At 48.8% G+C, this 24592-nt stretch carries 21 protein-coding genes and 2 tRNA genes; 3 read left to right on the top strand and 20 right to left on the bottom strand.

The features are described from left to right. Window positions 1-265 precede the first annotated feature (265 nt). Window positions 266-454 (top strand): DUF6199 family natural product biosynthesis protein, encoded by a 189-nt coding sequence (locus AAIH57_RS17735; protein WP_175397578.1) that lies wholly within the window; start codon window positions 266-268, stop codon window positions 452-454. 172 nt (window positions 455-626) lie between these two features. Further along, entirely contained in the window at window positions 627-1862 is a 1236-nt protein-coding gene (locus tag AAIH57_RS17730) for an MFS transporter (protein ID WP_430022540.1), read from the top strand. A gap of 93 nt (window positions 1863-1955) precedes the next feature. On the opposite strand, the gene AAIH57_RS17725 is transcribed toward AAIH57_RS17730, so the two are convergent. From AAIH57_RS17725 to AAIH57_RS17705, 5 genes are all read right to left on the bottom strand, one after another. Beyond that, window positions 1956-2285 (bottom strand): DUF1904 family protein, encoded by a 330-nt coding sequence (locus AAIH57_RS17725; protein WP_430022539.1) that lies wholly within the window; start codon window positions 2283-2285, stop codon window positions 1956-1958. Window positions 2286-2449: 164 nt separating this feature from the next. Further along, the gene (locus AAIH57_RS17720; protein WP_430022538.1) at window positions 2450-2575 is read right to left on the bottom strand and encodes a YjcZ family sporulation protein; all 126 of its coding nucleotides are present in this window, start codon (window positions 2573-2575) and stop codon (window positions 2450-2452) included. A 94-nt stretch (window positions 2576-2669) separates the two neighbouring features. Then, window positions 2670-3356 (bottom strand): hypothetical protein, encoded by a 687-nt coding sequence (locus AAIH57_RS17715; protein WP_430022537.1) that lies wholly within the window; start codon window positions 3354-3356, stop codon window positions 2670-2672. Window positions 3357-3654: 298 nt separating this feature from the next. Continuing rightward, a complete protein-coding gene (locus tag AAIH57_RS17710) occupies window positions 3655-5211 on the bottom strand; it encodes a tetratricopeptide repeat protein (protein WP_430022536.1) in 1557 nt (518 codons plus the stop codon). Between the two features lie 196 nt (window positions 5212-5407). Next, on the bottom strand, window positions 5408-5833 hold the full coding sequence (locus tag AAIH57_RS17705; protein WP_175397572.1) for a hypothetical protein: 426 nt from the start codon (window positions 5831-5833) through the stop codon (window positions 5408-5410). Window positions 5834-6075: 242 nt separating this feature from the next. Here AAIH57_RS17705 and AAIH57_RS17700 point away from each other — a divergent pair, with 242 nt between their 5' ends. Further along, a complete protein-coding gene (locus tag AAIH57_RS17700; protein ID WP_430022535.1) occupies window positions 6076-6747 on the top strand; it encodes an SOS response-associated peptidase in 672 nt (223 codons plus the stop codon). A gap of 91 nt (window positions 6748-6838) precedes the next feature. On the opposite strand, the gene AAIH57_RS17695 is transcribed toward AAIH57_RS17700, so the two are convergent. The 15 genes from AAIH57_RS17695 to pyrR form a co-directional block, all read right to left on the bottom strand. Then, window positions 6839-6912: transfer RNA gene (locus AAIH57_RS17695), tRNA-Ile, on the bottom strand. A gap of 56 nt (window positions 6913-6968) precedes the next feature. Beyond that, window positions 6969-7042, bottom strand: a tRNA-Met gene (locus AAIH57_RS17690). Window positions 7043-7113: 71 nt separating this feature from the next. Further along, window positions 7114-7278: a hypothetical protein gene (locus AAIH57_RS17685; protein WP_175397570.1), complete on the bottom strand. Its 165-nt coding sequence runs from the start codon at window positions 7276-7278 to the stop codon at window positions 7114-7116. A 143-nt stretch (window positions 7279-7421) separates the two neighbouring features. Further along, window positions 7422-8870 carry an ABC transporter substrate-binding protein gene (locus AAIH57_RS17680; protein ID WP_175397569.1) on the bottom strand — a complete coding sequence of 483 codons (1449 nt, stop codon included), beginning with the start codon at window positions 8868-8870 and terminating at the stop codon, window positions 7422-7424. A 20-nt stretch (window positions 8871-8890) separates the two neighbouring features. Further along, window positions 8891-9754 (bottom strand): ABC transporter ATP-binding protein, encoded by an 864-nt coding sequence (locus AAIH57_RS17675; protein WP_175397568.1) that lies wholly within the window; start codon window positions 9752-9754, stop codon window positions 8891-8893. A 2-nt stretch (window positions 9755-9756) separates the two neighbouring features. Then, window positions 9757-12681 (bottom strand): ABC transporter permease, encoded by a 2925-nt coding sequence (locus AAIH57_RS17670; RefSeq protein ID WP_430022534.1) that lies wholly within the window; start codon window positions 12679-12681, stop codon window positions 9757-9759. Continuing rightward, complete coding sequence (locus AAIH57_RS17665; protein ID WP_430022533.1) at window positions 12681-13796, bottom strand: efflux RND transporter periplasmic adaptor subunit; 1116 nt, start codon at window positions 13794-13796, stop codon at window positions 12681-12683. The genes AAIH57_RS17670 and AAIH57_RS17665 overlap by 1 nt, the downstream gene beginning before the upstream one ends. Further along, window positions 13759-14532, bottom strand: a complete 774-nt coding sequence (locus AAIH57_RS17660; RefSeq protein WP_430022720.1) for an ABC transporter ATP-binding protein — start codon at window positions 14530-14532, stop codon at window positions 13759-13761. Before AAIH57_RS17660 ends, AAIH57_RS17665 begins: the two co-directional genes overlap by 38 nt. Before the next feature lie 439 nt (window positions 14533-14971). Then, the gene (gene pyrE, locus AAIH57_RS17655) at window positions 14972-15613 is read right to left on the bottom strand and encodes an orotate phosphoribosyltransferase (protein WP_430022532.1); all 642 of its coding nucleotides are present in this window, start codon (window positions 15611-15613) and stop codon (window positions 14972-14974) included. After that, window positions 15610-16350: an orotidine-5'-phosphate decarboxylase gene (gene pyrF, locus AAIH57_RS17650; RefSeq protein ID WP_430022531.1), complete on the bottom strand. Its 741-nt coding sequence runs from the start codon at window positions 16348-16350 to the stop codon at window positions 15610-15612. Before pyrF ends, pyrE begins: the two co-directional genes overlap by 4 nt. A gap of 101 nt (window positions 16351-16451) precedes the next feature. Next, complete coding sequence (gene carB / locus AAIH57_RS17645; protein WP_175397564.1) at window positions 16452-19670, bottom strand: carbamoyl-phosphate synthase large subunit; 3219 nt, start codon at window positions 19668-19670, stop codon at window positions 16452-16454. Between the two features lies 1 nt (window position 19671). Further along, window positions 19672-20814, bottom strand: coding sequence for a glutamine-hydrolyzing carbamoyl-phosphate synthase small subunit (carA, locus tag AAIH57_RS17640; RefSeq protein ID WP_413035632.1), 1143 nt, complete (start codon window positions 20812-20814; stop codon window positions 19672-19674). Window positions 20815-21204: 390 nt separating this feature from the next. Continuing rightward, complete coding sequence (locus AAIH57_RS17635) at window positions 21205-22509, bottom strand: dihydroorotase (protein WP_413035633.1); 1305 nt, start codon at window positions 22507-22509, stop codon at window positions 21205-21207. 125 nt (window positions 22510-22634) lie between these two features. After that, window positions 22635-23546, bottom strand: coding sequence for an aspartate carbamoyltransferase catalytic subunit (locus AAIH57_RS17630; RefSeq protein WP_430022718.1), 912 nt, complete (start codon window positions 23544-23546; stop codon window positions 22635-22637). Further along, window positions 23546-24109, bottom strand: coding sequence for a bifunctional pyr operon transcriptional regulator/uracil phosphoribosyltransferase PyrR (gene pyrR / locus AAIH57_RS17625; protein WP_413035634.1), 564 nt, complete (start codon window positions 24107-24109; stop codon window positions 23546-23548). The genes AAIH57_RS17630 and pyrR overlap by 1 nt, the downstream gene beginning before the upstream one ends. Between the last annotated feature and the right edge of the window lie 483 nt (window positions 24110-24592).

The raw sequence follows: 24592 nt of genomic DNA, 5'->3' as shown, positions 1-24592 counted from the left end.
GGTCCGTTCCGGTAAGTACATATATAATCATGTAAGAATTGGGTCTTTGATCAACGGAAATCAATATAATTAATTGTAACACAGTTATTCAAATGGTGTGGTTCGTGGGTAAATACGAATAACTCACACCAATCCGTCAGGAGGAAAACATCATGAAATTTCTGTTAATCGTTATTATCATTATTCTGGTATTGTTCTTCTTCACCAGACGCAGAGGTCGTTAATACCAATCCGGGTCATGCAAAACAAGGAAGGAAGATCGGGCATGAGAACCCTCTTTTTTATTTTCATGACACTTTGCATTATTAATCTGTGTTTCCCCAAGTTTGGATGGTATTTGCGCTATGGATGGATTTCCAGGGGAGAGTCCGAGCCGAGCAAGCCTTATATGACGTTCACCCGAATGACCAGTCTAGTCATGCTGCTTATCGCTTTTACACTTGCAGCCGCCTAAAGGTTTCCTATACTTAACGAAGCAGTTATCCACGTGGATAACTGCTTTTTTGTGCTATCAATGAAGAGAATATGATAATTTTATTTGTGGTGCGTTGCCCTCCGTCCCATTACTATTAGTATTGTTATTTATATGTAATGAATATATATGATTCGTGAAAGGGCATCTATGCATGAACATCACTTTCTATCCATACTGGGCTGCCAAGACACTCCTATCCTTCATTCAAGTTGTATATATTATGGTTATGACTTTACTGATCTACGGTCAGACTGGCTCGGTGCTCTATGCCGCACTCTTCCCTTTTATTCAGATGTCTGTACGGATCGTGGCAGGCGTAACCTCTCCATGGGTTATGAACCGTTTCTCTTTCGCCAAATTCATCACCGGCATTGCTGTAGCGAAGACTCTCATACTCACTGGAATCGGCATCTCATTTGCTTATCTGAATGTACATATCCCTGTCTTACTGGGTATCATCACTGTTCTTTCCTTTCTGGAGGGCTGGGAATCGCTAATCCTTAACAGTTTACCCCCACGTCTCGCTCAAGGCGAGGAACTCGTGAAGGCGAACAACCTGTTAACCTTCTCCAATCAAACCGCAACAATGGTTGGATATGCGATAACGGGCTTTGTCGTCTTTCACTGGGGCGCTTCACAGACATTTTGGGCAGCTGTTGCCATGTCATGGGCCAACTTGGTTTTGATGATCGCCATCGCCTTGCTATCGAGTGAAGTAGTGGGACAAGCGGACAATACCCATGTCAAACGAAACATACTGCGGGAAGGCTGGTCTCTGTTACGGAATAATCGTCCCTTGCGGCTGCTTACCTATGTGGATGTGTTCAAAGCACTGGCCGGATCCATCTGGACCGGTGCCATTACACTCGCTTTTGTCCAAGAAGCCCTTGGACAAGGAGAGGACTGGTGGGGCCTCATTCATTCAAGTTACGCTGCCGGCGCCATCCTCGGCGTTTTTCTCACACGTTGTCTGACCGGCCTCGGTCAGCGACACCTGATCTCCAGCATGGCTGTCAGTTCGCTTCTCTTCATCTTATCGACCCTGGCTTTCGGGTTAAACAGCCTTCCCTGGCTAGCACTTGTACTGAGCATCTTCATGGGTTCCGCTAGCCAGATACGGGAATCCGAACTACAGAATGCGTATCAAAATGCTGTTCCTGCAGCATCACTGTCCGATGTATATGCAGCCCGAAGCATGCTCCTGACTGCATCCATCAGCTTGTCTGCCCTTTTCTTCGGATTTGTTGCAGATCAGTTTGGTGTGAGGCTGGTCTACTTCATTGGCGGAGCCCCGTTAGTCATCTCTGTGCTATGCATGTCCGGATTGAACCAAGTACGCCAGCAGAGCAGTTCCGATGGGGGTAAAGGTGTTTCCTGGATAAAATAAAAGACGAGCAGATTACCGCTCGTCCCAGGCTGTTCCGAACACAGGCGGAACAGCCATTTTATTTTGCAAACCATGCACTGGTCTTATTCATATTTAATCCAATGGGTAATCGGTTAGCGGCTTGCCTTGCTTATAATATAAAGTTGGGGACAGGATATTGAAAAAAATATGAGCATCTGAAAGGCCTTCGTCTGCGAGAATACCATGGATGGAAGATGCAATGCGATTGTGAACGTCCTGATCACGCTGGAACATTAAAATTTCTACCGATGCGGGAGATGGCGTAAGAGCTTGTACATCATAACGCTCGGCCTTCATTCTTTCTCGTGGAATATTGGAAATAAGAGCCATCTGCTCGGTAATCCGGGGAACAACTTCCTCCAGTTGGTGACCTGTGAATCCTCTAAAGCGAATAAACGGCATTACGATCCCTTCAATCTCTAAATTTAGTCTCTTATGTGATTTTAAGCACATTGTTTTCGGTTGTCAAATGAAAGCCTCGTTGTTGCTCACTTCGCTAACACAGGAAGCCCCGCTGAAATTTCAGCGGAGCTTGGTGTAACCATCCATTTCTAACTAAATGTGACTCAACACCAGAAGGATTTTGTGATGATGACGAGCAGGATGAAGAGTACCAGAATTGCGGCAGTGGAAGTACACATACCGTACCCAGCTCCTCCTACATTATTACAACCGTATCCAACTTGACTCATTTTGATTGGCCTCCTTTGAATTTCAAGGTATGCCATAACATATGCCAATTCAGCACAAATGACCGGGCATCTCCCCAATCTGCAGCGCCCATTCCTATATGGATTCCCCCACGTGACGTACACTGATGTTCACACCGGTTCCAGTTGTTATTGCCTTGCCTCCATCCTCTATACCCGTCAACTCCAGATCAATGATCCGGGTTCTTGTATCCTTTTTTGACTGCAGGAGGATTTCACCATTAGGCGCAATGCAGTAGGCAATTGGAATACTGGTATCACAATCCCGGTAAGACCCGTCCGCATGACTTGTTCCCATGATAACGGACTGCTCAGTCACGGCAATCTGCCGCGCCTTCTCCAGCCACTCCATATATTGCTCCTCACTGAACATCCCGACACCGATAGAGTGCATGATTAAATGCACATGTCCAATATGCTCATTCCGAAAACCCTGCAGCACGATCTCGTCGCACAACAACGTACTGATGGTCCAGCCCTCTTCCACAATCAATGCAGCAGGTGTGTACTTTGCCTTTTCGAGAACGATCTCTCCCGTTTTGTTGATGATGATAGTTCGATCCTTGGGGCGTTCGTCCAATCTCCGGTGCCCCGATATAATCATCGTTTCATATCTCGCAGCCAACCTGCATGCCTCTTCCACATTTTGATTGAGATAACCCTCCGGATACAGCAAAATATCCACTTCAGGATGGGATCTCAGTTCTCCTTCCAACTGTACAAGTGCCTGTTCCAGCTTCGGTTGCCCGATCATAATCTTCATCTCATGTCCCCCATTTATCAATAAAAGCCGGTTCATACCTGTGTAGGTACGAAACCGGCTTAAAGGCTGCACAGCAGATTCACTGCTACTTGCACATCGCTTCAAGAGTAACTGTCTATTACACAACATGTAAAAAACAATTAGCTTTACAGTTCACGTGGTATGTGGTTAAGGAATGTGATTACTTATTTCTGTGTTCTAGTTTATCATATAGCACTTGTCCATGATAGCTTCAATCCGTAACCACATCTCGAAGTAATCTTCCTTCATTGAAGGATGCTGGTGAAATACAGAGCGATCATCTGCTTTCAAAACTTTGAAGCAAGGAACGCGCTTCTTCGTGATCCGGATCCATAGCCAGCACCTTGCGGGTATAATCCAACGCTTCTTCTTCCAGTTCCAGTTCGTAACAGCAAACTGCCAAATCGTATAATACTGCCGGGTTGTGTTTCAATTCATCGGCTTGCAGAGACAACTCCAAAAAATGCTTGGCATCTTCATACACAGCCATTTCATTCATCAATTGCCCTGCCAGAAATGCAATATCCCCCATCTGCTCCATAGTGTAATAGGAAGACCACATCGTGTGAATACCCTGCTGGATATCGAGCATCTCTTCATCGCTCGCATCCGGAATGAGATCGGATATTCGCTGAGCACTATGTATCAAAAATTCCGCATCATATCTGCCCAAACGCCAAAAAGGCAAGAGCTGTTTGAGTTCCATCCTGCTCACCTGATGGTCGAACCATTCTTTTATACTGAAAAAATCATCCGGCCCAAAACGCTCCACTTCCCGCAGATAGGCAAGCCTCGTATTCACATAGCTCATGGGCTCTTTCACCATCAACATACATCCGATATTAAGATCTTTGTAATGATGTGAAGTAAAACAAGTATGGGCCCCACGCTGCTCCAGAACGTGTTGTATTGCATGATAATTCGCTGTTAATGAGAAGCTTCCATGAAGAACAAATTCAGGCGGCTCTGCAAACTTCCAGTTATCGAGTCGATGATCCCCTTTATCAGCTGTGATCAACACGTACCCTGATTGGGATAGCGTCTCCAAACGATCAAGACAGGCCAGCCCGGCTGCCGGAAACAGAATATGAGAATCCTCCAGTTCCTCCTGGTAAAGTGAGATGACGTCCCTGTACGGATAGGTATCTGCACTGAATTTGGGGGCAGGGCGGTAGGCATAACTCAGCCCCATATTCTCCAACCTTTCAACAGGCTGAAGGTTCGAGGAGCTGTCAGCGTTGGAGAGCATCACATCACATTCATAAATTTTGCCTTCACCAACATAAATCAATTCTTGAGGGATGCTATCAAAAAAGTAGTTTGCAATGATCAGTAATGGCTGCATCAGCTCACCAGGGCGAATAACCGTACCTGCTGCGGCCAAGTTCAGTTCCGTGTCATGCATGGCATCAAATTGCGCAAAATCAAGCAGTCCCTGCTGAATAAAAGACTGCATGGACGGATGGTTCTTCCAGCCGAAAACATTGTCTGAGGCAAGATCCGTCATTATATAACGGAAGGAAGGCAGCTCTGTGGCAGCGTAGTCCCTCAACTCACATAGTTTAATCAAAATTTGAAAAGCCAAGCGACCTACACCAGCTCCCAATTCCAGAATGGTTACCGTCTCAGTTGTCTTCCCCTTGGCAGCCAGGTCTTGGAGAAACCCAAAAATCATTTCCGCATAGGCAGTTGCAATCATGGGATTGCTCGTAATGTATTGCGGAACCTGATTATCCGTCCAGGCCTTCAATCCTTTTTGTTCATAATACGCCCGCTGCCAATCCCATACCGGAGCTTCGCTGAAGCGGAAGCGCTGTCCTTCGTTTTTCATCATGTGATATAAAACCCGCCTTCTGTCTAATAAATTCACTGGTTCTTATTATATCATAAGCATTACACGACCCCAGGATGGCAGCTTCCCATTACAAAAAAGCCCACCTTAACAGGCAGGCAGCGATAAACACGAATTTCAATTATTGTTAGACGATAACCTTTTTTATAATCATCCGGTAGGCAAGAACGCCAGGCTATTAATCCGAGTACAGTGCTCCATCGAAGTTCTCGGGACCTACTCGAACAGTACCCAGCAAGTTGGAGCTGATAAAAGCAGTGTACGTCAGCTGCGGCAGAACCGGTGGATTGAAATCATCAGCGGAGAACGTAATAACTTGAGGTGCCAGAACACTTAAGCTGAATGTGGACGTTGCGGAATAAATGACTGGGTCCGTTGGAGCAGTACCACGAACAACTGTAATTGTGATTCCTACGAGTGCCAATGGGAGCTGTACGGAGACCGTTCCTTTCATTTGTACACGCGGGTTCGCTCCAATGCCGGCAGTCGTTACCAATCCAATTTGTCCAAATAATTGGGGCGTGTTAGTTACTAGAATAGGTACGGAAATGGAGTTTGCCAAGCTGGCATTCTGCGAAGTTCTCGCATCAATAAATTGACTCATGAATCTACCTCCTATGTTGGAATAGGATAGTATATGCGAGAGTACAGAGATGGCATGGACAGACAATGATTTTTAGAAAAAAAAGACATATGAAAACTTATACGGGCCGCTTAGATCAAATTGTATTACAGACATTAACCATTATTCGGCTTCACAATGATGCTGCCCATCTAATTATTTCCGTGTTTAATCCTTTAGATGTATGATTAAATATGATAATGATACTTGAGGAGGTGATTCGTATGTGCGGCAGGTTTACAATTGTTGATCCTATAGAGGAATTAATGGACAGGTATATGGCTTCAATAAGTGATGGCTTCGAATACCAACCCAATTATAATGCAGCACCGATGCAATACATTCCAGCCATAATCGGTAGCAAACAAGGAAATCGACTCGGTTCTCTCCGCTGGGGCTTGGTCCCTGCATGGGCCAAAGATGACAAAATCGGAAACAAAATGATCAATGCACGGGCAGAGACCATAGACACGAAGCCCTCATTCAAACACCTCATTAGCTCCAAGCGTTGTATTATTCCCACGAATGGTTTCTATGAGTGGAAAAAGGAAGGAACCCACAATCAGCCTCTCCGCATTCTGCTGAAGGACGAAAGCATCTTTTCGCTCGCTGGATTATACGACATCTGGGCAGACCCGGAAGGCAACAAGTTAAGCACGTGTACAATTATTACGACGGAACCTAATGAATTGATGTCAGGTATACACAACCGGATGCCGGTTATCTTACGACCGCAGGATGAAGGTGAATGGCTGGAAAGAAGTCATAACGATGTTTCTTCCCTGCTTGGACTGCTGAAGCCATACAAAGCCTCTGAAATGCGGGCATACAAGGTTTCCAGGGATGTAGGCAACGTTAGAAATAATTCAGTAGAATTGTTGAAGGCAGTGGAATAGAATTAGCAGCAATTTCATACCCCTACGTTTCTACCGTTTACTTAAAAGGGAACAGAAAAAAACCCTTGCTGCCGCAAGGGTTTTAAGAGAATGGGCCCTGAGGGACTCGAACCCCCGACCAATCGGTTATGAGCCGACCGCTCTAACCAACTGAGCTAAGGGCCCTAGACATAATGTATAACGTGCAGATGATGGCTGTGAATCATCCAGGTGAAACTAAATTGCGGGGGCAGGATTTGAACCTGCGGCCTTCGGGTTATGAGCCCGACGAGCTACCGGGCTGCTCCACCCCGCGTCAGTAAAAAATATTAAAACAGCGACTTAATTAATATACACCATAACCTCCTAATAAGTCAAGGGGTAATGTCAGGGAATAAAACGTACGCCGTATCTTCCTTTTTTCGAGCGGTACACCTCGACCTCTGCTGGCTCATTATGACCGTAAATCCACCCATCCTGCTCCATGCGTTTGGCAAGACATCCCGCCTGAAATTTGGTTGTATATAGCTTGCTGAAGTAAACCCAGCGCATCCTTCTCTTCCTTTCCGAAGTTATGTTTCATCTCTGTTAATTGTAGAGTACCCCAATTTCAAAAAAAATAGCCGCCGGAGGGTCAAAACTCCAGCGACTAATTCTTTATGATGCTTAAAAATAAAATTAAAATTGTAAAGCTTTTAGAATGTAGCCTTAGGGTCTTTCTTCAATTTCTCCAGCATTTCGTTACCCTTGGCGGCCCACTCGCCCAGCGCTTCTTTTGGTGTTTTCTTGTTTTCAAGCACCTGAGTGAAATATTCCATGCCTTTGTCGCTCACCTGCCAGAGATTAGGCATTTTCTGGTACAGTTTATCCATGTTCGTATTGGTCGGAGGCACAGGCTTCAGTGTATAGAACGCTTGGATATTGTAATCCAAACCGTCCTTCGGTTTAATGAAGCTTTTGCGTGAGACCATCTCGTAGCTGCTGCGGGCCTTGATCTTCGCCCAATCCTCACTGTTCATATACTTGATCAATTCCCAAGCATCATCCGGATTCTGAGCCGAACTGTTGATCGCCATCAGGCTGCTCAAGTAGATGTTGCCCCCGATTTCAGGTGCTTCCGGGTGAACAGGAGGAGTTACTACGTCCCAGTCTACCTTAGTGAAGCCTTCCATTTTATCTGCATTTTTGTTGGCATCAATCAATTGGTTAATGTAGCTGTAGTCCCCAATTACCATGGCTGCCTTGCTGCTCAGGAACAGATCGCCTTGAAGGGGGTTATAACGCCCGTTTGGATCCTGATCCTGTGGTTCGTCACCTTTAGGAATAACTTTATCGATAGCGAGTTTGCTGATGGTACTCCATACTTTCTCCCATTGCGGCGAATCAACGGTCATCTTCTCTGCTTTGTCATCAAATATTTTTAATTGCAAAGAATTATAGTATTGCTGCATGGAGTAGTATGGAGAACCTCCTTGATATGTTGTGAAGGAGAAACCAAACTCATGGTCCTTGCCTTCACCTTTTGTAAGACGTGTTGCCAGGTTGAAAATATCATCCCAAGTCATATTGTCTGTTGGCGGCTCTACGCCTGCTTTTTGGAACATCGCCTTATTAAAGAACAGGGCGGACGAAGAAAAGGTCGGTGTCAGTGCGTAAATACTCTGATCACCCAAATCCTTGATGCCTTCAAGGACACTTGGCACAATATCACTGGTGTCGAATTTGTCCTCCTGGATCAGCGGGTCCAGCTGTTTTACCATATTTTCCTGGATGAGTGATTTGATCGTAGCCGTGTCAGCCACGACAACATCTACAGGATTATCCCCAGTCATGATTTTCTTCAGATTTTCCAGGCTGTCCGGCATTTCCTGCTGTTCTTCCTGATTTCCATAACCATACATGCTTCCCTGGTCTACTGCGGCGACCACTTCAATCGTGACATTCGGGTGTGTCAATTCAAACGCATCGGTAAACTGCTGGCGGAAATAACTATCATCCTGGTTTCCCCATAACGTAGCCACACGCAATACACGCTGCTCTGTATCCTTCGCCTCACTTGCTGTACAGCCCGCAATCAGCGGCAATGCCAGACTGGCTGTAGCCAGTACGGCCAGCACACGTTTTCCCCAAAACCTGTTCTTCATCTCCCAATTCCCCCTCAAATTTATCTTGGCGGTGTGATCACAATACGTTCACCGTCAAATTCCAATGTTGCCCGATTGTCGATGGACAGTGCCTCCAAATACTCTTTGGGTACCTGCAGGCGTCCCGCCCGATCTATGATGACAAAGGCTTCATGGATATCCGGCGCACCTGCTTCAGATAGTCCATGTTCATCATCCAGATTCGGATTGCGCTTCACAAATTCGGTACTGGTCAAGCCATCACGAATGGCTACAATTCGGTCCACCTTGCCGGCAAGCGTCAAGTCATGGGTAACGATGACGATCGTAACGCCCAGTTCCTTGTTCATCTTGCGAAAAATGTTCATGATCGTATCACATGTCTCGGAATCAACCGAGCCTGTGGGTTCATCGGCAAGCAGAATTTTGGGACGATTGGATAACGAGATGGCAATTGCCACCCGCTGCTGTTCTCCCCCCGATAATTGATGCAGCTTGTTGTGCATCCGGTCCTTGAGACCAACCCACTCCAGCAGCTGCATCGCATAGGCGCGATCCCGCTTGCCCCCAAGAATCATGGGTGTTTCCACATTTTCCAGTGCCGTTAGATAAGGCAGCAGGTTACGTCCGTTATTTTGCCAGATGAAACCTACAGTATGACGTTTGTACTCTACCAGTTGGGCATCCGTCATTTTGAGCAAGTCCCAGTCTCCCACAACTGCGGTACCGGCTGTCGGGCGATCCAGCCCCCCAAGAATGTTAAGCAGTGTGGATTTACCACTGCCGCTGTTGCCGATGATCGCCATCATTTCACCTTGATTGACGGTCAGGTTGAGACCTTGAAGGGCAACGACTTCCACATCGCTGGATTTAAAAATTTTCACAAGTCCTTCGCATTGGATCACGTTTACCTCTCCTCTCCCATTTTGACCGCCTGGTGAACCCGCAGTCTGCGAATCTGCCACAACAGCATTGTTGCTCCAACAACCAGCATGACCACCGTCACGCCATACAGCTGCAGCATGTCTTGTTGTTCAAACACAATCCGGAACGGAGGCACCTGTGCAGATACATTGTCCGTCGTTTGAAGGAATGGCAGGAACAGACGACTGGATACCTGGCCGATTCCAATCCCGAGCAGGATGGATAGTCCAGCGGTAAACACTTGCTCCAGGAGCAGCATACCGCTCAGCTGTGCACGTGATAATCCCATGGCCCGTAGCACCCCGAACTGCACGACACGTCCTGAGAGATTGAAAAACCAGTACAGGATGTATCCGATCAGGGAGATAATGACCGATACCAGGAAGCCCAGACTCAGTATGCCGAACACACCACCACGTGACGGATGTTTGCCCTGGGATACCAATTCAGTACGCACATCTCGTACGGACGATAGCTCAATGCCCTCCGCCGCAAGTTTCTCCATCAATGGTGCAACCTTCGCATCCGGCTCCATTTTCAGCCAAACCTCATAAGGGATCAGAGGCACCTGATCATAGATATAGTCCAGATTGGCCACAAAGAATGGCGTCTGATCCGGGTACTGGGCAGGCCAGTAAGGAATGATGCCAAAGACCACAAATTCAATCGCCTGGCCCTGAACACCGATGGAGAGCAGATCCCCGGTTTTGAGCTTGAACTTATCGGCAAATTTGGAGGAGATCAAAACCGCACCTTCATATTTGCCCAACAAATCGAGATACTTATAAGGGTGTGCAGGGAATAGATCGTTACGGAACCAGGCCACCTTAGCAAAGTCCACATTATCAATCCCGACCAGCATGCCCTGGCCGCCGGATTTGCCGGATACAATGATATTCCCTTTCGTCTGCAGCACTCTTGCTGCATGTTCCACACCGTCCAGCCTGCGGAATACTTCGAATGGCGGTTCGGAATAGATGACTTTGGATGGCTGTGAGTTTCCGCCGCCCCCACCTGGGGCGCCACCACCATTGCCTCCACCGGAAGCTCCGCCGCCAGCAGAACCGCCACCGCCACCGTTTCCACCACCCTGTTGACCTCCACCTGACCCGCCGTTTTGACCGGAACCCCCAGGCTTAACCTCGGGTGTCCCTTCCCACACCGTTTGCATGATCACATCGGAGCCGTAACGGTACAGCGTACGCTCGGTGGAGTTCAGATCAATCGTCCGGGCTGCAGCCGAATTGTACACACCAAGCCCGAGAGTCAAGACAAGCAGAATCATCAATGGGTAGTATGACGACGATGAACGTGACAGCTGCGTCAGGGTCAAGTACAGCGGAACCGGCAAAAACTTGCGCCCGATCAACTGTATGAGTTTCAGAATCCACGGGAACAACCGCAGAAAGAACAGACCCAGAGCAAAGATGGCCAGTGCAGGTACAAAAAACAGGAATGGCTGTACCTGCAGCTGATCTGTCGTCATGCCTGTCTGGAAAGTCAACATCTGACGCTCATAGAACAGGTAGTATCCATAACCTGCGAGACCCAGCAGTACAATATCCAGGAACCAGCGCTGCCATACCGGAGCACGATCCGTACGTGCCTGACGTCTTTTGGCTGAAACAATCGTCGCTCGTGCATAGGTTATTGCCGGAATGAGTGAAGCAATGATCGCTACGAGCACTGCCACAAGGCCAAGCAGAATGGCTTCTTTTGATACACCGATCGGAATCGATTTGCGATCCACGAATGACAGGAATCCACTGGCTGAACCGATGCTTTTGGCCATGAACCAACCCAGCATGGGTCCGATCACCAGTGCAATTGCCCCGAGAAAGATACCTTCCAGCAGGTACAGGGAGAAAATCTGCCGGGCAGAAGCTCCGCGACTTCTCAATACCGCAATGTCACTTTCCTGCTTCTGCAGTGACTGCCTGGCATTCATGGCAATAAAATAAAAGACCATGGCAATCATCGGTGCGGCCAATGTGAATAACATCGTCTGCAGTTGCAGACTCTGACTGCGGAACTGCTTCAGCAGATCGCCAAATGTAATATCCACCTTCGTATCCTTAAGCCGCTGGTACAGATCAATATCAAGCCGTTCCAGCATGGAAGTCAGACCCGGCAGCTGGCTGGTTTGGATTTCCTTCAGATCAAACGCATAATACCAGCGCGAATTCTGAAGCGGAATCCCTTTTTCCTTCAATAAAACATCGTTAAATACCGACTCATCCACATACAGACCGTTCATCATGCCATCAAATCCTTGAACCCAGTACGGGCTGTTCAGATCATCCGCCTTGAAGGAGCCGGTTATTTTGACACGCAGCGTAATATCCAATCCACTGTACACCGGGTATTCCAGAATGTCTCCGACGTGCAGATCATTCCGATACATGCCTTCCTCCAGCATGACCGCTTCAATAATGTCATCCTTGACCTGATTGCCCGGCTTCACACCGGCAGAGTAATTCACCTGTGCGTCCAGTCCGCTCATCGTGCCAAGCGTCATGCTTCGAACCCGACTGGCATCCACCTTGGTTGGATCCTCCGGATTCACCTCCGTACTGCGAATGGATCTAGAGTTTACATACGTATGGAACGGAAAACCGATATCGCGAGGCACATCCTCACGAATATAACGATCCACCTCATCGAGACCGAGCGTGTCTGTCTTGACTCCACCCGGTGCCTGATAACTCATAAGCAATGAACCTGCAGGCAACCCCTCACTGTTATCCTGCAGGGTCTGTGCCACCACCCGTTTCAACGCACCATCAGCATACATCGGAATACTGACGGTGAACGCAACCGCCACAATCAGTCCGATCAGCGTGCTGAATGTCATCCAACGGGTGTTCCACATTTTGCGGAACAACAGCCTGAGCAATGGCAGCCCCATTAGCGGCCCACCACTTTCTGTCCAACGGTCAGACCTTTCAGAATTTCTACATCCGTAGAGGTCTGCTGTCCCACTTCAACATCCACTTCACGTTTGCTGCCATCGCTCTCAACGACCTGCACGTATGTTCTGGAACCGATGGAGCGCAGCGCCGAGACAGGAATGACAATGGCATCCTCCGTACGCTGGGTTACAATGGATACCGTTAGAGGGGTTCCGCGTTCCACACCCTTGGGCATTTTCGTCAGTGAGACGATGACATATTGGTCGAGGGTCTCTTTGACCGGAGGCGTTCCGCCTTCGCCGCTACCTTCACCGTTTCCGCTTCCATTTCCAGTTGCTTGAGCGACAGGCATTACTTTAACTTTGCCAGAAACCTTGCCTGCTCCGTTGATGTCCACATCTGCTTTCATGCCAGCTGAGAACTTTTCCAGATCTTCCTTCGCAAACGTAGCTGCTACAACCAGATTCGATGTATCTGCAATGGTTGCAATTGGATCATAGGCTTTGACAGCTGCGCCTTTCTCCACCTGGACCGCAATAATCGTTCCCCCAAAGGGAGCGGTCAGCGTCGCTTTGCCAATCTGTTCCTCCAGATCAGCCAGTTCCTGGCGCAGCTCTTCAAATGCGATGGTGGCTTCTTCGAATTCCACCGGATCCATTTCGTCCCGCTTGCGAAGCGTTTCTTTCATTTGCACTTCCGATTTCCGAATCTGAAGTTTCTTGGCTCGAATTTCCTTCTCCACACTCTCCACATCAAGTACGGCGAGGAGTTGGCCCTTTTTCACTTTATCCCCCGGCTTCACATTCAATTCCTTGATGTGCATGCCGTCCAGCGTGAAATACACCTTTTCTTCCCGCTGACTCATCATTTTGCCGCTGCCGCTAACCTTTTTCTCCAGTGTTTCTGTCCGGACTTCATATTCCGGCTTTTTGGAAATCGTAGGCGGTGTAATCGGCGGAAGTACTTCTTCCTCTGTTTCTGCCGGCAGCAATGAGCAGCCTGTCATCGTTGCAGCCACGATTGCACCAATCACAACAAGTGCTGCACGTTTCCCCCTTTTCGGAGCGGCCCCTTTACTTGATAAATCTGCCGTCCGCCATTTCATAAACATGGTCCGCAACCTCCAAAATCGTAGGATCGTGTGTCGTCATACATATTGTTACTTGTTCCACTTCAATAATATTGCGAAATACGGCCATCACCTGTGCGCCCATTTTGGAATCCAGCTCGGCTGTCGGCTCATCCGCAAGCAGCAGTCGGGGTCTATGCGCAATGGCTTTGGCAATCGCGACCCGCTGCTGTTCCCCCCCGGACATTTCGAATGGCCGGTGTTTCACCCGTTTGGTCAGTCCGACCAGATCCAGACAATGGCCTACCCGTTCCTTCCATTCTGAACGAGGCACATCCGCCATTCGCAGTGATAACTCGACATTTTCCCAAGCCGACAGCAAGGGCATCAGTGCATACGCCTGAAAAATAAAGCCAATTTCCTTGCGCCGCAGAGCAGTCCGTTTCCGGTCACCCCAATCCTGCAAAGGCTGCCCGGAAAATAAAATGTCACCACTTGAAGGCTGATCCAGCCCACCAAGCATATTAAGCAGAGTCGTTTTGCCTGAGCCGGATCTCCCCTTTAGCATGACAAGCTGCTGTGGGTTGACTTCCATGTCAATGCCTTTGAGAACATGGATAATCCGGCTGCCCGTCTGAAAGCTGCGATGTACATTGCGAACTTCCAGCACAGGCCCATCATACGGAGGCAGCAAACTGGCCTTTTCCACAGGCTTGGACTTCGCTTCCGGTTCAGCAGCGGCAACAGCCACCTCATCTTGGCTTGCTCCATCGGTCATGGGTTGCGAGTTATTTGAAGGACTTTCGGGTTTACTTATGTATGCCAAGTTCTCCTGCCCGGCTGTGTTCTGCTGTTCCGTTTGTCCCTCTGCATGGGTCTCTCCAGACTGGCTTTTGGCAGATCTGGTTCTGGAAAATAACTTCTTCATGCCAGCAATCACGCTCATCCTCTCTTAACATCCCGTTCATTTCTTTAAGGGTACTAAAAATAGAAATCTATTCCATACTACACTGCATTATAAACGACCGATCCCAACTAAAAGTTACAAGCTTTTTACAACGTTGCCGGGAAAAAGTTAATATTTTGATGAACAAACGAAAAAAGCATCCCAAAGTGCGGGATGCTTCTTGCCTATTCCATGAATTTGCCTCTATAACGCCAATCATTACAATTTTGATACTGTTTACAAAGGAGCAGTTGTTGATTAGCAGATGATATTATTTACCAAATGAAGAAGGATCTTCACGCCAGGATTTGAGCAGCTCAAAATCACTCTCCTGGATCGTCCCCTGAGCCAGTGCCACGTCCATTAGAGCTGTATAATTGGAAAGAGTTTGCAGCTGAATGCCAGCTTCTTCAAATGCTTTTACCCCTTTATCCAGCTGATAGCTGAAAATCGCAAGCACGGCTAATGGCGTTGCCCCTGCTGCACGTACCGCTTCTGCGGCTTTGATGGAACTGCCTCCTGTAGAGATCAGGTCCTCAATAACAACCACTTTTTGACCTTCGGTAATGATGCCTTCAATCAGGTTTTCCTTGCCATGCCCTTTTGCTTTGTCACGAATGTAGGCCATTGGCAGATCGAGCTTCTGAGACACCCAGGCTGCATGCGGGATTCCCGCGGTTGCTGTACCTGCAATAACTTCTGCATCAGGATATTGCTCACGAATGATACTTGCGAAGGCTTCAGCAATATCATTGCGGATCTCCGGATAGGACATCGTCAAACGGTTGTCACAGTAGATTGGAGACTTTATACCCGATGTCCAGGTAAATGGCTGCTGCGGGCGCAGTGCCACGGCGTTAATTTTCAAAAGTTGGGAAGCAATGTGGTTGGGAATCTCGTTCAGTGCGATCATGCGTTCAACATCTCCTTCAAAATGGTTTCTGCTGCTTCACGTGGATTGGGGTCACCTGTAATTGGTCTGCCTACAACAATGTAATGGCTGCCTCTGGCAATGGCTTCACCCGGTGTGAGGACACGGGTCTGGTCACCCAACCCACTTCCTGCTGGCCGAATTCCCGGAGTAACGGTGTGGAAATCACTGCCGCAGGCTGCCCGAATGGCCGGCACCTCAAGGGGAGAAGCAACTACGCCATCCAGACCTGCCTCATGGGCCAGTCCAGCATAACGAACCACTGCCGCTTCCACACTTCCCTCGATGCCGATCTCACGGTTCATCGTTTCCTGGCTTGTACTGGTAAGCTGGGTAACCGCGATAATCTCCGGTCGGCTAAGAGAAGGGTTTGAAGCCAGGGCCGCTTCCGCTCCTTCACGTGCAGCACGCATCATGCTCGTACCGCCAGCTGCGTGCACATTGAACATGTCCACGCCAAGTCGGGTTATACTTTCGGCACCACCGCGAACGGTGTTGGGGATATCGTGCATTTTCACATCGAGAAACACGGAGTACCCTTTCGCTTTCAACTCCCGGATAAAATCCGGACCCGCTGCGTAGAACAGCTGCATCCCCACTTTTAGATAACAGGGAATGCCCTCTAATGCCTGTACCAGTTCCTGCGCCTGTTCCGCATCAGGATAATCCAGGGCGACCATTAATCGGCCAGCCATTTCATTGAATTCAGGTTGATTCATCCAGTCCCGCTCCTTCCACATGCTTGTTTTTCCGTTTTTGCCCGATATAAAGGACATCCCGCCAACCCTCAGGCTGACTGATGTCCTTCATCAGAGATTACTTATTCAACAAAGGCTGGCATGGCCTCAGAGGAGAAGTTGATCGTTTCCAGCATTCTCAGCAGGGCGCGAATCGTATCCAATGAAGTCATACATACAATGCCGTTCTCTACCGCTTCACGACGAATCCGGAACCCGTCACGCTGTGGCGTTTTACCTTTGGTCAGTGTGTTGAAGACAAAGTTCGCTTCGCCGCTGCGAATCATATCCAAAATGTTCGGCGAACCTTCACTCAATTTGTTCACAGTCGTTACCGGAATGTTCGCTGCTTCAAGCGCAGCTGCTGTTCCGCCAGTAGCCATGATTTTGTAACCCAGTCTGTAGAAACCTTCGAGCAATGGTACAGCTTCATCCTTGTCTTTGTCTGCTACAGTCACTACAATCGCTCCGGTTGCCGGAATTTTCATTCCTGCTCCGATGAGGCCTTTGAACAACGCTTTGGCGTAATTCGGGTCACGACCCATAACCTCACCTGTGGATTTCATCTCAGGTCCGAGGGTTGGTTCCACACGACGCAGCTTCGCGAAGGAGAAGACCGGCACTTTGACAGATACATGATCCGACTCTGGCCACAGACCGTCAACATAACCAAGATCTTTCAGTTTCACACCCAGAATGGCTTGTGTTGCCAGGTTCGCCATCGGAATGTTGGTTACTTTGCTCAGGAATGGCACGGTACGGGATGAACGCGGGTTCACCTCGATAATGTACACTTGGCCATCATGGATAACAAACTGGATGTTGACCAAACCTACCGTTTTCAGTTCTTTCGCAATTTTGATTGTTATCTCTACAATTTTCTCTTTCATATCCTGGGACAGATGTTGAGGAGGATATACCGCGATGGAGTCACCAGAGTGAACCCCTGCACGCTCGATATGCTCCATGATCCCCGGAATCAATACCGTTTCACCATCGCAGATGGCGTCAACCTCGACTTCTTTACCCATCATGTAACGGTCAATAAGTACCGGGTGCTCCGGATTGATTTTAACCGCCTGTTCCATATATGTCAGCAATTCGGCATCGGAGTATACAATCTCCATGGCGCGACCGCCGAGTACGTAGGAAGGACGAACCAGTACCGGATAACCCAAGCTTTGTGCCGTCTCTACCGCATCATCTACGGAAATGACTGTTTTACCTTTAGGCTGTGCAATTTCCAGACGGGAGAGAAGACGTTCAAATTTCTTGCGATCCTCTGCCTCATCGATGCTTTCCAAATCTGTTCCGAGAATGGTTACACCTGCATTACGCAGTGGTGCTGCCAGGTTGATGGCCGTTTGACCACCGAACTGTACGATAACCCCTACCGGCTGTTCCTGTTCAATCACGTTCATGACATCTTCGAAGAACAGAGGCTCGAAGTACAAACGATCCGATGTATTGAAGTCCGTAGAAACCGTCTCCGGGTTGTTATTGATGATAACCGCTTCGTAACCTGCCTTTTGCAGCGCCCATACCGCGTGAACTGTTGAATAGTCAAACTCGATTCCTTGACCAATCCGGATTGGACCCGAACCAAGCACGACCACTTTTTTCTTGTCTGAAGGGGTCACTTCATTCTCGGTTTCGTAAGTCGAGTAGTAATATGGCGTTGTTGCTTCGAATTCGGCTGCACATGTATCCACCATTTTGTATACCGGACGCAGGTTTTCCTGCTCACGACGTGCTCTTACCTCTGCTTCTGTTGTCAGCTTGCTGCCTGGTTGACCTTCAGCACGCAGCTCAGCAATGGCACGGTCCGTGAATCCGAGGCGTTTCGCTTGATACAGTGTCTCGGAAGACAACTCGGATTCCTCACGAATGCGATCTTCGAAGCCGATCAAGCCCTCAATTTTGTCCAGGAACCACCAGTCAATCTTGGTCAGATCCTGAAGTTGCTGCAATGTATAACCTCTGCGGAACGCTTCCGCAATCAGGAATATGCGTTCATCATCCGCTTTGACCAAACGCTCGTTCAACGTAGCTTCATCCAGCGTTTCTGCATCCTTCAGATACAAGCGATGTACACCGATCTCCAGGGAGCGGACTGCTTTGTGAATCGACTCTTCGAATGTACGGCCGATGGCCATAACTTCGCCTGTCGCTTTCATCTGTGTCCCCAGCTTGCGGTTCGCTGAAACAAACTTATCGAACGGCCAGCGGGGAATCTTGCTTACGATATAATCCAGTGTTGGTTCGAAGCAAGCATAAGTTTGACCTGTTACCGGGTTTACGATTTCGTCCAGCGTGTAACCCATGGCAATCTTGGCAGCCATTTTGGCAATCGGATAACCGGTTGCTTTGGAAGCCAGTGCCGAGGAACGGCTTACCCGTGGATTTACTTCAATGACATAGTACTGGAAGCTGTGTGGGTCCAGTGCAAACTGTACGTTACATCCACCCTCGATGTTCAGGGCACGGATGATTTTCAGGGAAGCTGAACGCAGCATTTGATATTCACGGTCCGACAGGGTTTGGCTTGGTGCTACGACGATACTGTCGCCTGTATGAACACCTACCGGATCAAAGTTTTCCATGTTGCAGACAACGATACAGTTATCGTTTTTGTCCCGCATCACTTCATACTCGACTTCTTTCATACCCGCAATGCTCTTCTCGACCAAACATTGGCCAATCGGGCTGTAACGCAGACCCGCTACCACTGTTTCGCGCAATTCTTCTTCACTGGCGCAGATACCGCCGCCTGTTCCGCCAAGCGTATAGGCAGGACGAACGATGATTGGATAACCAATCTCATTTGCAAAATCAAGGGATTCTTCGAGTGTCGTTACGATCACACTCTCGGGTACAGGCTGTTCCAGTTCGCGCATCAGATCACGGAACAGGTCACGGTCTTCCGCTTTCTCGATGGACGTAAGCTGTGTTCCGAGCAGTTTCACATTTTCACGTTCCAGGACACCGGCACGAGCCAGTTCCACGGCCATGTTCAGACCGGTTTGACCGCCGAGTGTAGGCAGCAATCCGTCTGGACGTTCCTGACGAATGATCTGAGTTACGAAGTCGAGTGTAATCGGCTCGATGTACACCTTGTCAGCCATGTTGGTATCAGTCATGATGGTTGCCGGGTTGCTGTTGATGAGTACAACTTCCACGCCTTCTTCTTTCAGTGCCTGGCAAGCTTGTGTACCGGCATAGTCGAACTCGGCCGCTTGACCGATGACGATTGGACCGGAACCAATCACCAGGATTTTTTTGAGGTCTTTGTTAATCGGCATGTTATTGCGCTCCTTTCACTGCGGCTGCCAATACGGCTTGACGCGGCTTTTGCGGGTTAGTGATCTTGTGCTCCCGGATCATTTCGATGAAACGGTCGAACAGATAGCTGTTATCGTAAGGTCCTGGCGCAGCTTCCGGGTGATACTGTACCGAAAACGCCGGGAATGTTTTATGTTTCAGACCTTCAATGGTCTTGTCATTGTTATTGATGTGTGTAACTTCCAGGTCAGTGCTCTTCACTGACTCTTCGTTAACGGTGTAGCCATGGTTCTGGGATGTGATGAAGCAGCGTCCGCTCTCCAGTTCTTTGACCGGGTGATTCCCACCGCGGTGTCCAAACTTAAGCTTCTCTGTATCAGCACCTGCTGCCAGTGCAAACAGTTGATGACCGAGGCAGATACCGAAGATCGGATACTCGCCAAGCAGCTCACTGATCATGTTAACGGCATGTGGCACGTCTTTCGGATCCCCAGGGCCGTTGGACAGCTGAATGCCATCCGGGTTCAGGCGACGAATCTCGTCTGCTGTTACATCATGAGGCACAACGACAACGTCACAGTTGCGTTTGCTGAGTTCGCGCAAGATCCCTGTTTTTGCACCATAGTCTACCAGGACGATGCGTTCAGCCGTTCCCGGGCTGTTGTATACATGCTGTGTGGACGTCAGGGGAACCTGGTTGCGAAGCTCGGCGATGCTCGTATCTCCCATCATCTCCAGCAGCTCTTCCACAGGCTTCGATCCTGTTGTGAGAATTCCCTTCATTGTTCCGTGATGACGAATCCGGCGAGTCAACATACGTGTATCAATTTCACTGATGCCCACGATGCCATACTCCTTGAGCAGATCGTCCACGCTGTATTCAGCGCGCCAGTTGCTTGGCACCGGTTCATGGCGACGAACCACAAAGCCATGGACGAATGGACGGATGGACTCGAAGTCGTCACGCGTAATCCCGTAGTTACCGATCAGCGGATACGTCATGGTTACGATTTGACCGCAATAAGAAGGATCCGAAAGCACCTCTTGGTAGCCTGTAATTCCCGTATTAAAAACGACCTCTCCTGTCGTTTCACCTTCAGCACCGAATGCTTTCCCGGTGAACAGTGTGCCGTCTTCCAACAATAATCTTGCCTGTGCCTGCATCCCATTTCACTCCTCTGTGTTTATCAACGTTGAATGCACTCGAGTTGAACATGGAGTTACATTTGTGCGGCTCCGCGGACAGAAAACCCTTCGATCGCTGTTATCAACAGATTCATTTGAATTTAACCCTCACAGGGTTGAATCTGTTGATAAAGGCGAACACTTCGTTTCTTCGGGTCTTTTCTGTCCGCTCCGCAGTTACGTTGGTGTCCAAGTTCAAAACCATGACATTCAACTTGCTTGTTTCGTATATTGAACTCTCGGCATGATCTGCCTCAAGTTAGTTGTAAAGATGTTACTGGTGTAAGGTTGTAGATTTAGAGTTATTAAGACTTATTTATCTTTAAAGAATTAAAGATGTAAGGTTTATCGATTTACTAAGATACCAATTTACTGTTGTACCGTGTTGCTCCACACGCTTTTGCCATCTACCCAGGTCTGTACCGGCCAGCCTTTCAGCTTCCAGCCTGTGAACGGGGTGTTTCTTCCTTTGGTTGCAAACGTTGCAGGATCGACTGCTTTTTCCTCGTTCAGGTCAATCATGGTGATGTCCGCAGGCGCTCCCTCTTCCAGCTTGCCTGTATCCAGTCGGAATACCCGTGCCGGATCGGCTGTCATGCGTTTAACCAGGAAGTCCAGGCTCCAGAGCCCTGTTTCCACAAACTTGGTGTACAGCAGCGGGAAGGCTGTTTCGAACCCAACGATTCCGAACGGTGCCAGCTCCATGCCTTTGGCTTTCTCCTCTTCACTGTGCGGTGCGTGATCCGTTACGATCATGTCCAGCGTGCCGTCCAGCAAACCTTCGATACAAGCCTGCACATCACGCGGTGAGCGCAGTGGCGGGTTCATCTTCCAGTTGGCATCCATGCCCGGGATATCTTCATCCGACAGTACCAGATGGTGAGGACATACCTCAGCTGTCACTTTAATGCCGATGGACTTCGCCAGACGAATCAGGCGAACGGATTGTTCCGTACTTACGTGGCAGACGTGGTAGTGGACACCCGTTGCTTCGGCAAGCAGGATATCACGGCCAACGTGGATCGCTTCGGATTCATTCGGAATGCCTTTGATACCATGGCGCTTCGAGAATTCTCCTTCTGTGACATACCCACCGACTACCAATGAGTCGTCTTCACAGTGGGCGATGACTGGCATATCCATACTTGCAGCAAGGCTCATCGCGTCTTTCATCATTTGTGCGTTTTGCACACCTACACCGTCATCCGTAAAGCCAATTGCCCCTGCTTCTTTCAAAGCTGCGAAATCGGTAAGTTCACGGCCAAGCTCATTTTTGGTAATGGCTGCATAAGGCAGCACTTTGACCAAATCGGCTTCTTTGGCTTTATCCAGAACCAGCTTAACTACATCCGGGCTATCTGTTACCGGTCTTGTATTAGGCATGCAGGCGATTGTCGTAAAACCGCCTTGTGCCGCTGAACGGGCACCTGTCTCTATGGTCTCTTTGTGTTCGAATCCAGGTTCACGCAAATGTACGTGCATGTCGATCAAACCGGGAATGACCAATTTGCCTGACGCATCCGTTACGCTGTGTGCCGATTGTTCTGCTTTAAGAACCACTTCATCTTCCACACCAGCGATCTTTTGAATTTTGCCTTCATCTATAACGATCGTTTTCCGTTCAAGTTCCCCTTGACCATTCAAGACATTCGCGTTTTTAATAATCTGTAGCATAATTGCCCTCCGCTTCGGTTCTGACCGGATTCCGGGAGAATCCGGATAATTTGATTTATCGTGTACTCTTACCGTCCTATAGAAAGTTCCGTCTTCGTCAGCCTATGACCCATAGCCAGACCCTGTTACAGCTTTAATGCGCGTTCCATAACCGCCATGCGAATTGGAACACCGTTCGCCATCTGTGGGAAAATCCGCGATGCTGTACTTTCCACAACCGAATCGTCGATTTCAACATTCCGGTTAACTGGTGCAGGGTGCATGATAATGGTGTTGGGATTCAGGCGTGCCGCCCGTTCTTCCGTCAATCCGTAGTGTTCGCGATAATCCTCAGCCGAGGTAATGAGACCATGTTTGTGACGTTCGAGCTGAACCCGAAGCATCATGACTACATCCGCATCCAGTGCTTCATTCAGACCTACATAAGGAGCGTGCTCTGCCAGTTCCGGTGCCTGCATCGTCTGGGGTGCACAGAAGCGTACATCTGCTCCGAACTTTTGCAGGGCCCACAAGTTGGAGCGTGCAACCCGGCTGTGCAGGATGTCGCCAATAATCGATACACGCAAACCTTTCAGCTCACCGAAAGCTTTTCGCATGGTGTACAGATCCAGTAGTGCCTGGGTTGGATGTTCGTTATTCCCGTCACCCGCATTTACCAGTGGAACATTCACCTTCTGAGCTAGCTGCTGCAGAACACCTGCCGGTTTCAGCCGGATGACTCCTGCATCAATGCCCATCGACTCAAGTGTTCGCACCGTATCATAGATGGACTCGCCCTTCTCTACACTCGAAGCAGCTGCCGTGAAGTTCAGCACCTGTGCACCCAATCGTTTCTCAGCCATTTCAAATGAGAAGCGAGTACGCGTGCTGTTCTCGAAGAACATGTTGGCAACGAAGCGTGATTCAAGTACGGGGACCAATTTATTCGACTGAGCTTCCCAGTGGGCTGCTCTGTTAAGAATCGATTCAATTTCACTGCGACTAAGTTCCTTCAGTCCAAGCAAGCTCCGGTCCTTCAATGCTGTCTGTGTAATCATCATGCCTGCTCCCCCCGGTTCTGAATGATTTTGACTTCGTCCTGTCCGTCCGTTTCCATCAGTGCTACTTCAATCTCCTCCGATTTGGAAGTCGGCACATTTTTGCCGATAAAATCAGGTCGGATCGGAAGTTCCCGGTGTCCGCGATCCGCGAGTACTGCCAGCTGAATGTTCTGCGGTCTACCACAGTCCATCAGGGCATCCATCGCCGCACGAATCGTTCTTCCGGTATAGAGCACATCATCGAACAAAATCACTTTCTTGTTATGAATCGACAGTGATTCAGGTGTCATCGTCAACAGTTCCTTGCGATTCGCTTGGTTATCGTCCAGGCGGTCATCGCGATAAGGAGTTACATCCAGTTCTCCCCAGGGGACCTTGGCGCCCTCGATTTCTTCAATTTTCGCGGCGATCCGTTCTGCGAGATAAACACCCCGCGTACGGATCCCGACCAGCACACAACCGTCGATCCCTTTGTTTTTTTCCAAAATCTCATGGGCAATCCGTGTTAATGCGCGGCGGATCGCCGTTTCATCCATAATGACATGTGTTTCTGTGCTCATGCGTTCAGCCTCCTCAGGATTTCCCTCCAGATCATGGCCCCGTGACAGGAGAACAAAAAAGACTCCTTGCCGTGTTTATTGGCAAGGAGTCTCCGAACTTCAGACCGCTCTGAAGAAAGTTTACTCTCGGGATGCACCGTTCTATTGCCGCAGCAAAAAACGATGTATCGTTCACGTTACCTTGCCAGTCTCACGGGACTGATTTAAAGGTGCTATTCATGTCGTTCATATCGCAGTGCCTCACAGTGCGCTGTTGATCAATATGTCCGTTTATCTTCATGAATTATGACAGAAAGACAACCCCCTGTCAACACCTCACCTTAACAGGCGAACCCCCCTGCTGTATTCCACTTAGAATCAACAGTTCGGCTGAAAAGCATCCACAACCTTCACATTTCATTCATTGTTAATAATTATACAATAATTCTGTATATTTATCCATAGGTAATTGCAAACTTGGATGCAGGCAATATAACCCTTCTG

Source organism: Paenibacillus sp. MABNR03, from assembly GCF_050455445.1.
Lineage (GTDB): Bacteria > Bacillota > Bacilli > Paenibacillales > Paenibacillaceae > Paenibacillus > Paenibacillus xylanilyticus.
Note: the sequence above shows the minus strand (reverse complement) of the source record. Positions and strands in the feature narration are given on the sequence as shown.

Bases quoted from the DNA above. Each gene is read 5' to 3' on its own strand.
- AAIH57_RS17735 (WP_175397578.1), top strand. From the start codon at position 266: ATGAGAACCCTCTTTTTTATTTTCATGACACTTTGCATTATTAATCTG.
- AAIH57_RS17730 (WP_430022540.1), top strand. From the start codon at position 627: ATGAACATCACTTTCTATCCATACTGGGCTGCCAAGACACTCCTATCC.
- AAIH57_RS17725 (WP_430022539.1), bottom strand. From the start codon at position 2,285: ATGCCGTTTATTCGCTTTAGAGGATTCACAGGTCACCAACTGGAGGAA.
- AAIH57_RS17720 (WP_430022538.1), bottom strand. From the start codon at position 2,575: ATGAGTCAAGTTGGATACGGTTGTAATAATGTAGGAGGAGCTGGGTAC.
- AAIH57_RS17715 (WP_430022537.1), bottom strand. From the start codon at position 3,356: ATGAAGATTATGATCGGGCAACCGAAGCTGGAACAGGCACTTGTACAG.
- AAIH57_RS17710 (WP_430022536.1), bottom strand. From the start codon at position 5,211: ATGATGAAAAACGAAGGACAGCGCTTCCGCTTCAGCGAAGCTCCGGTA.
- AAIH57_RS17705 (WP_175397572.1), bottom strand. From the start codon at position 5,833: ATGAGTCAATTTATTGATGCGAGAACTTCGCAGAATGCCAGCTTGGCA.
- AAIH57_RS17700 (WP_430022535.1), top strand. From the start codon at position 6,076: ATGTGCGGCAGGTTTACAATTGTTGATCCTATAGAGGAATTAATGGAC.
- AAIH57_RS17685 (WP_175397570.1), bottom strand. From the start codon at position 7,278: ATGCGCTGGGTTTACTTCAGCAAGCTATATACAACCAAATTTCAGGCG.
- AAIH57_RS17680 (WP_175397569.1), bottom strand. From the start codon at position 8,870: ATGAAGAACAGGTTTTGGGGAAAACGTGTGCTGGCCGTACTGGCTACA.
- AAIH57_RS17670 (WP_430022534.1), bottom strand. From the start codon at position 12,681: ATGGGGCTGCCATTGCTCAGGCTGTTGTTCCGCAAAATGTGGAACACC.
- AAIH57_RS17665 (WP_430022533.1), bottom strand. From the start codon at position 13,796: ATGTTTATGAAATGGCGGACGGCAGATTTATCAAGTAAAGGGGCCGCT.
- AAIH57_RS17660 (WP_430022720.1), bottom strand. From the start codon at position 14,532: ATGACCGATGGAGCAAGCCAAGATGAGGTGGCTGTTGCCGCTGCTGAA.
- pyrE (WP_430022532.1), bottom strand. From the start codon at position 15,613: ATGATCGCACTGAACGAGATTCCCAACCACATTGCTTCCCAACTTTTG.
- pyrF (WP_430022531.1), bottom strand. From the start codon at position 16,350: ATGAATCAACCTGAATTCAATGAAATGGCTGGCCGATTAATGGTCGCC.
- carB (WP_175397564.1), bottom strand. From the start codon at position 19,670: ATGCCGATTAACAAAGACCTCAAAAAAATCCTGGTGATTGGTTCCGGT.
- carA (WP_413035632.1), bottom strand. From the start codon at position 20,814: ATGCAGGCACAGGCAAGATTATTGTTGGAAGACGGCACACTGTTCACC.
- AAIH57_RS17635 (WP_413035633.1), bottom strand. From the start codon at position 22,509: ATGCTACAGATTATTAAAAACGCGAATGTCTTGAATGGTCAAGGGGAA.
- AAIH57_RS17630 (WP_430022718.1), bottom strand. From the start codon at position 23,546: ATGATTACACAGACAGCATTGAAGGACCGGAGCTTGCTTGGACTGAAG.
- pyrR (WP_413035634.1), bottom strand. From the start codon at position 24,109: ATGAGCACAGAAACACATGTCATTATGGATGAAACGGCGATCCGCCGC.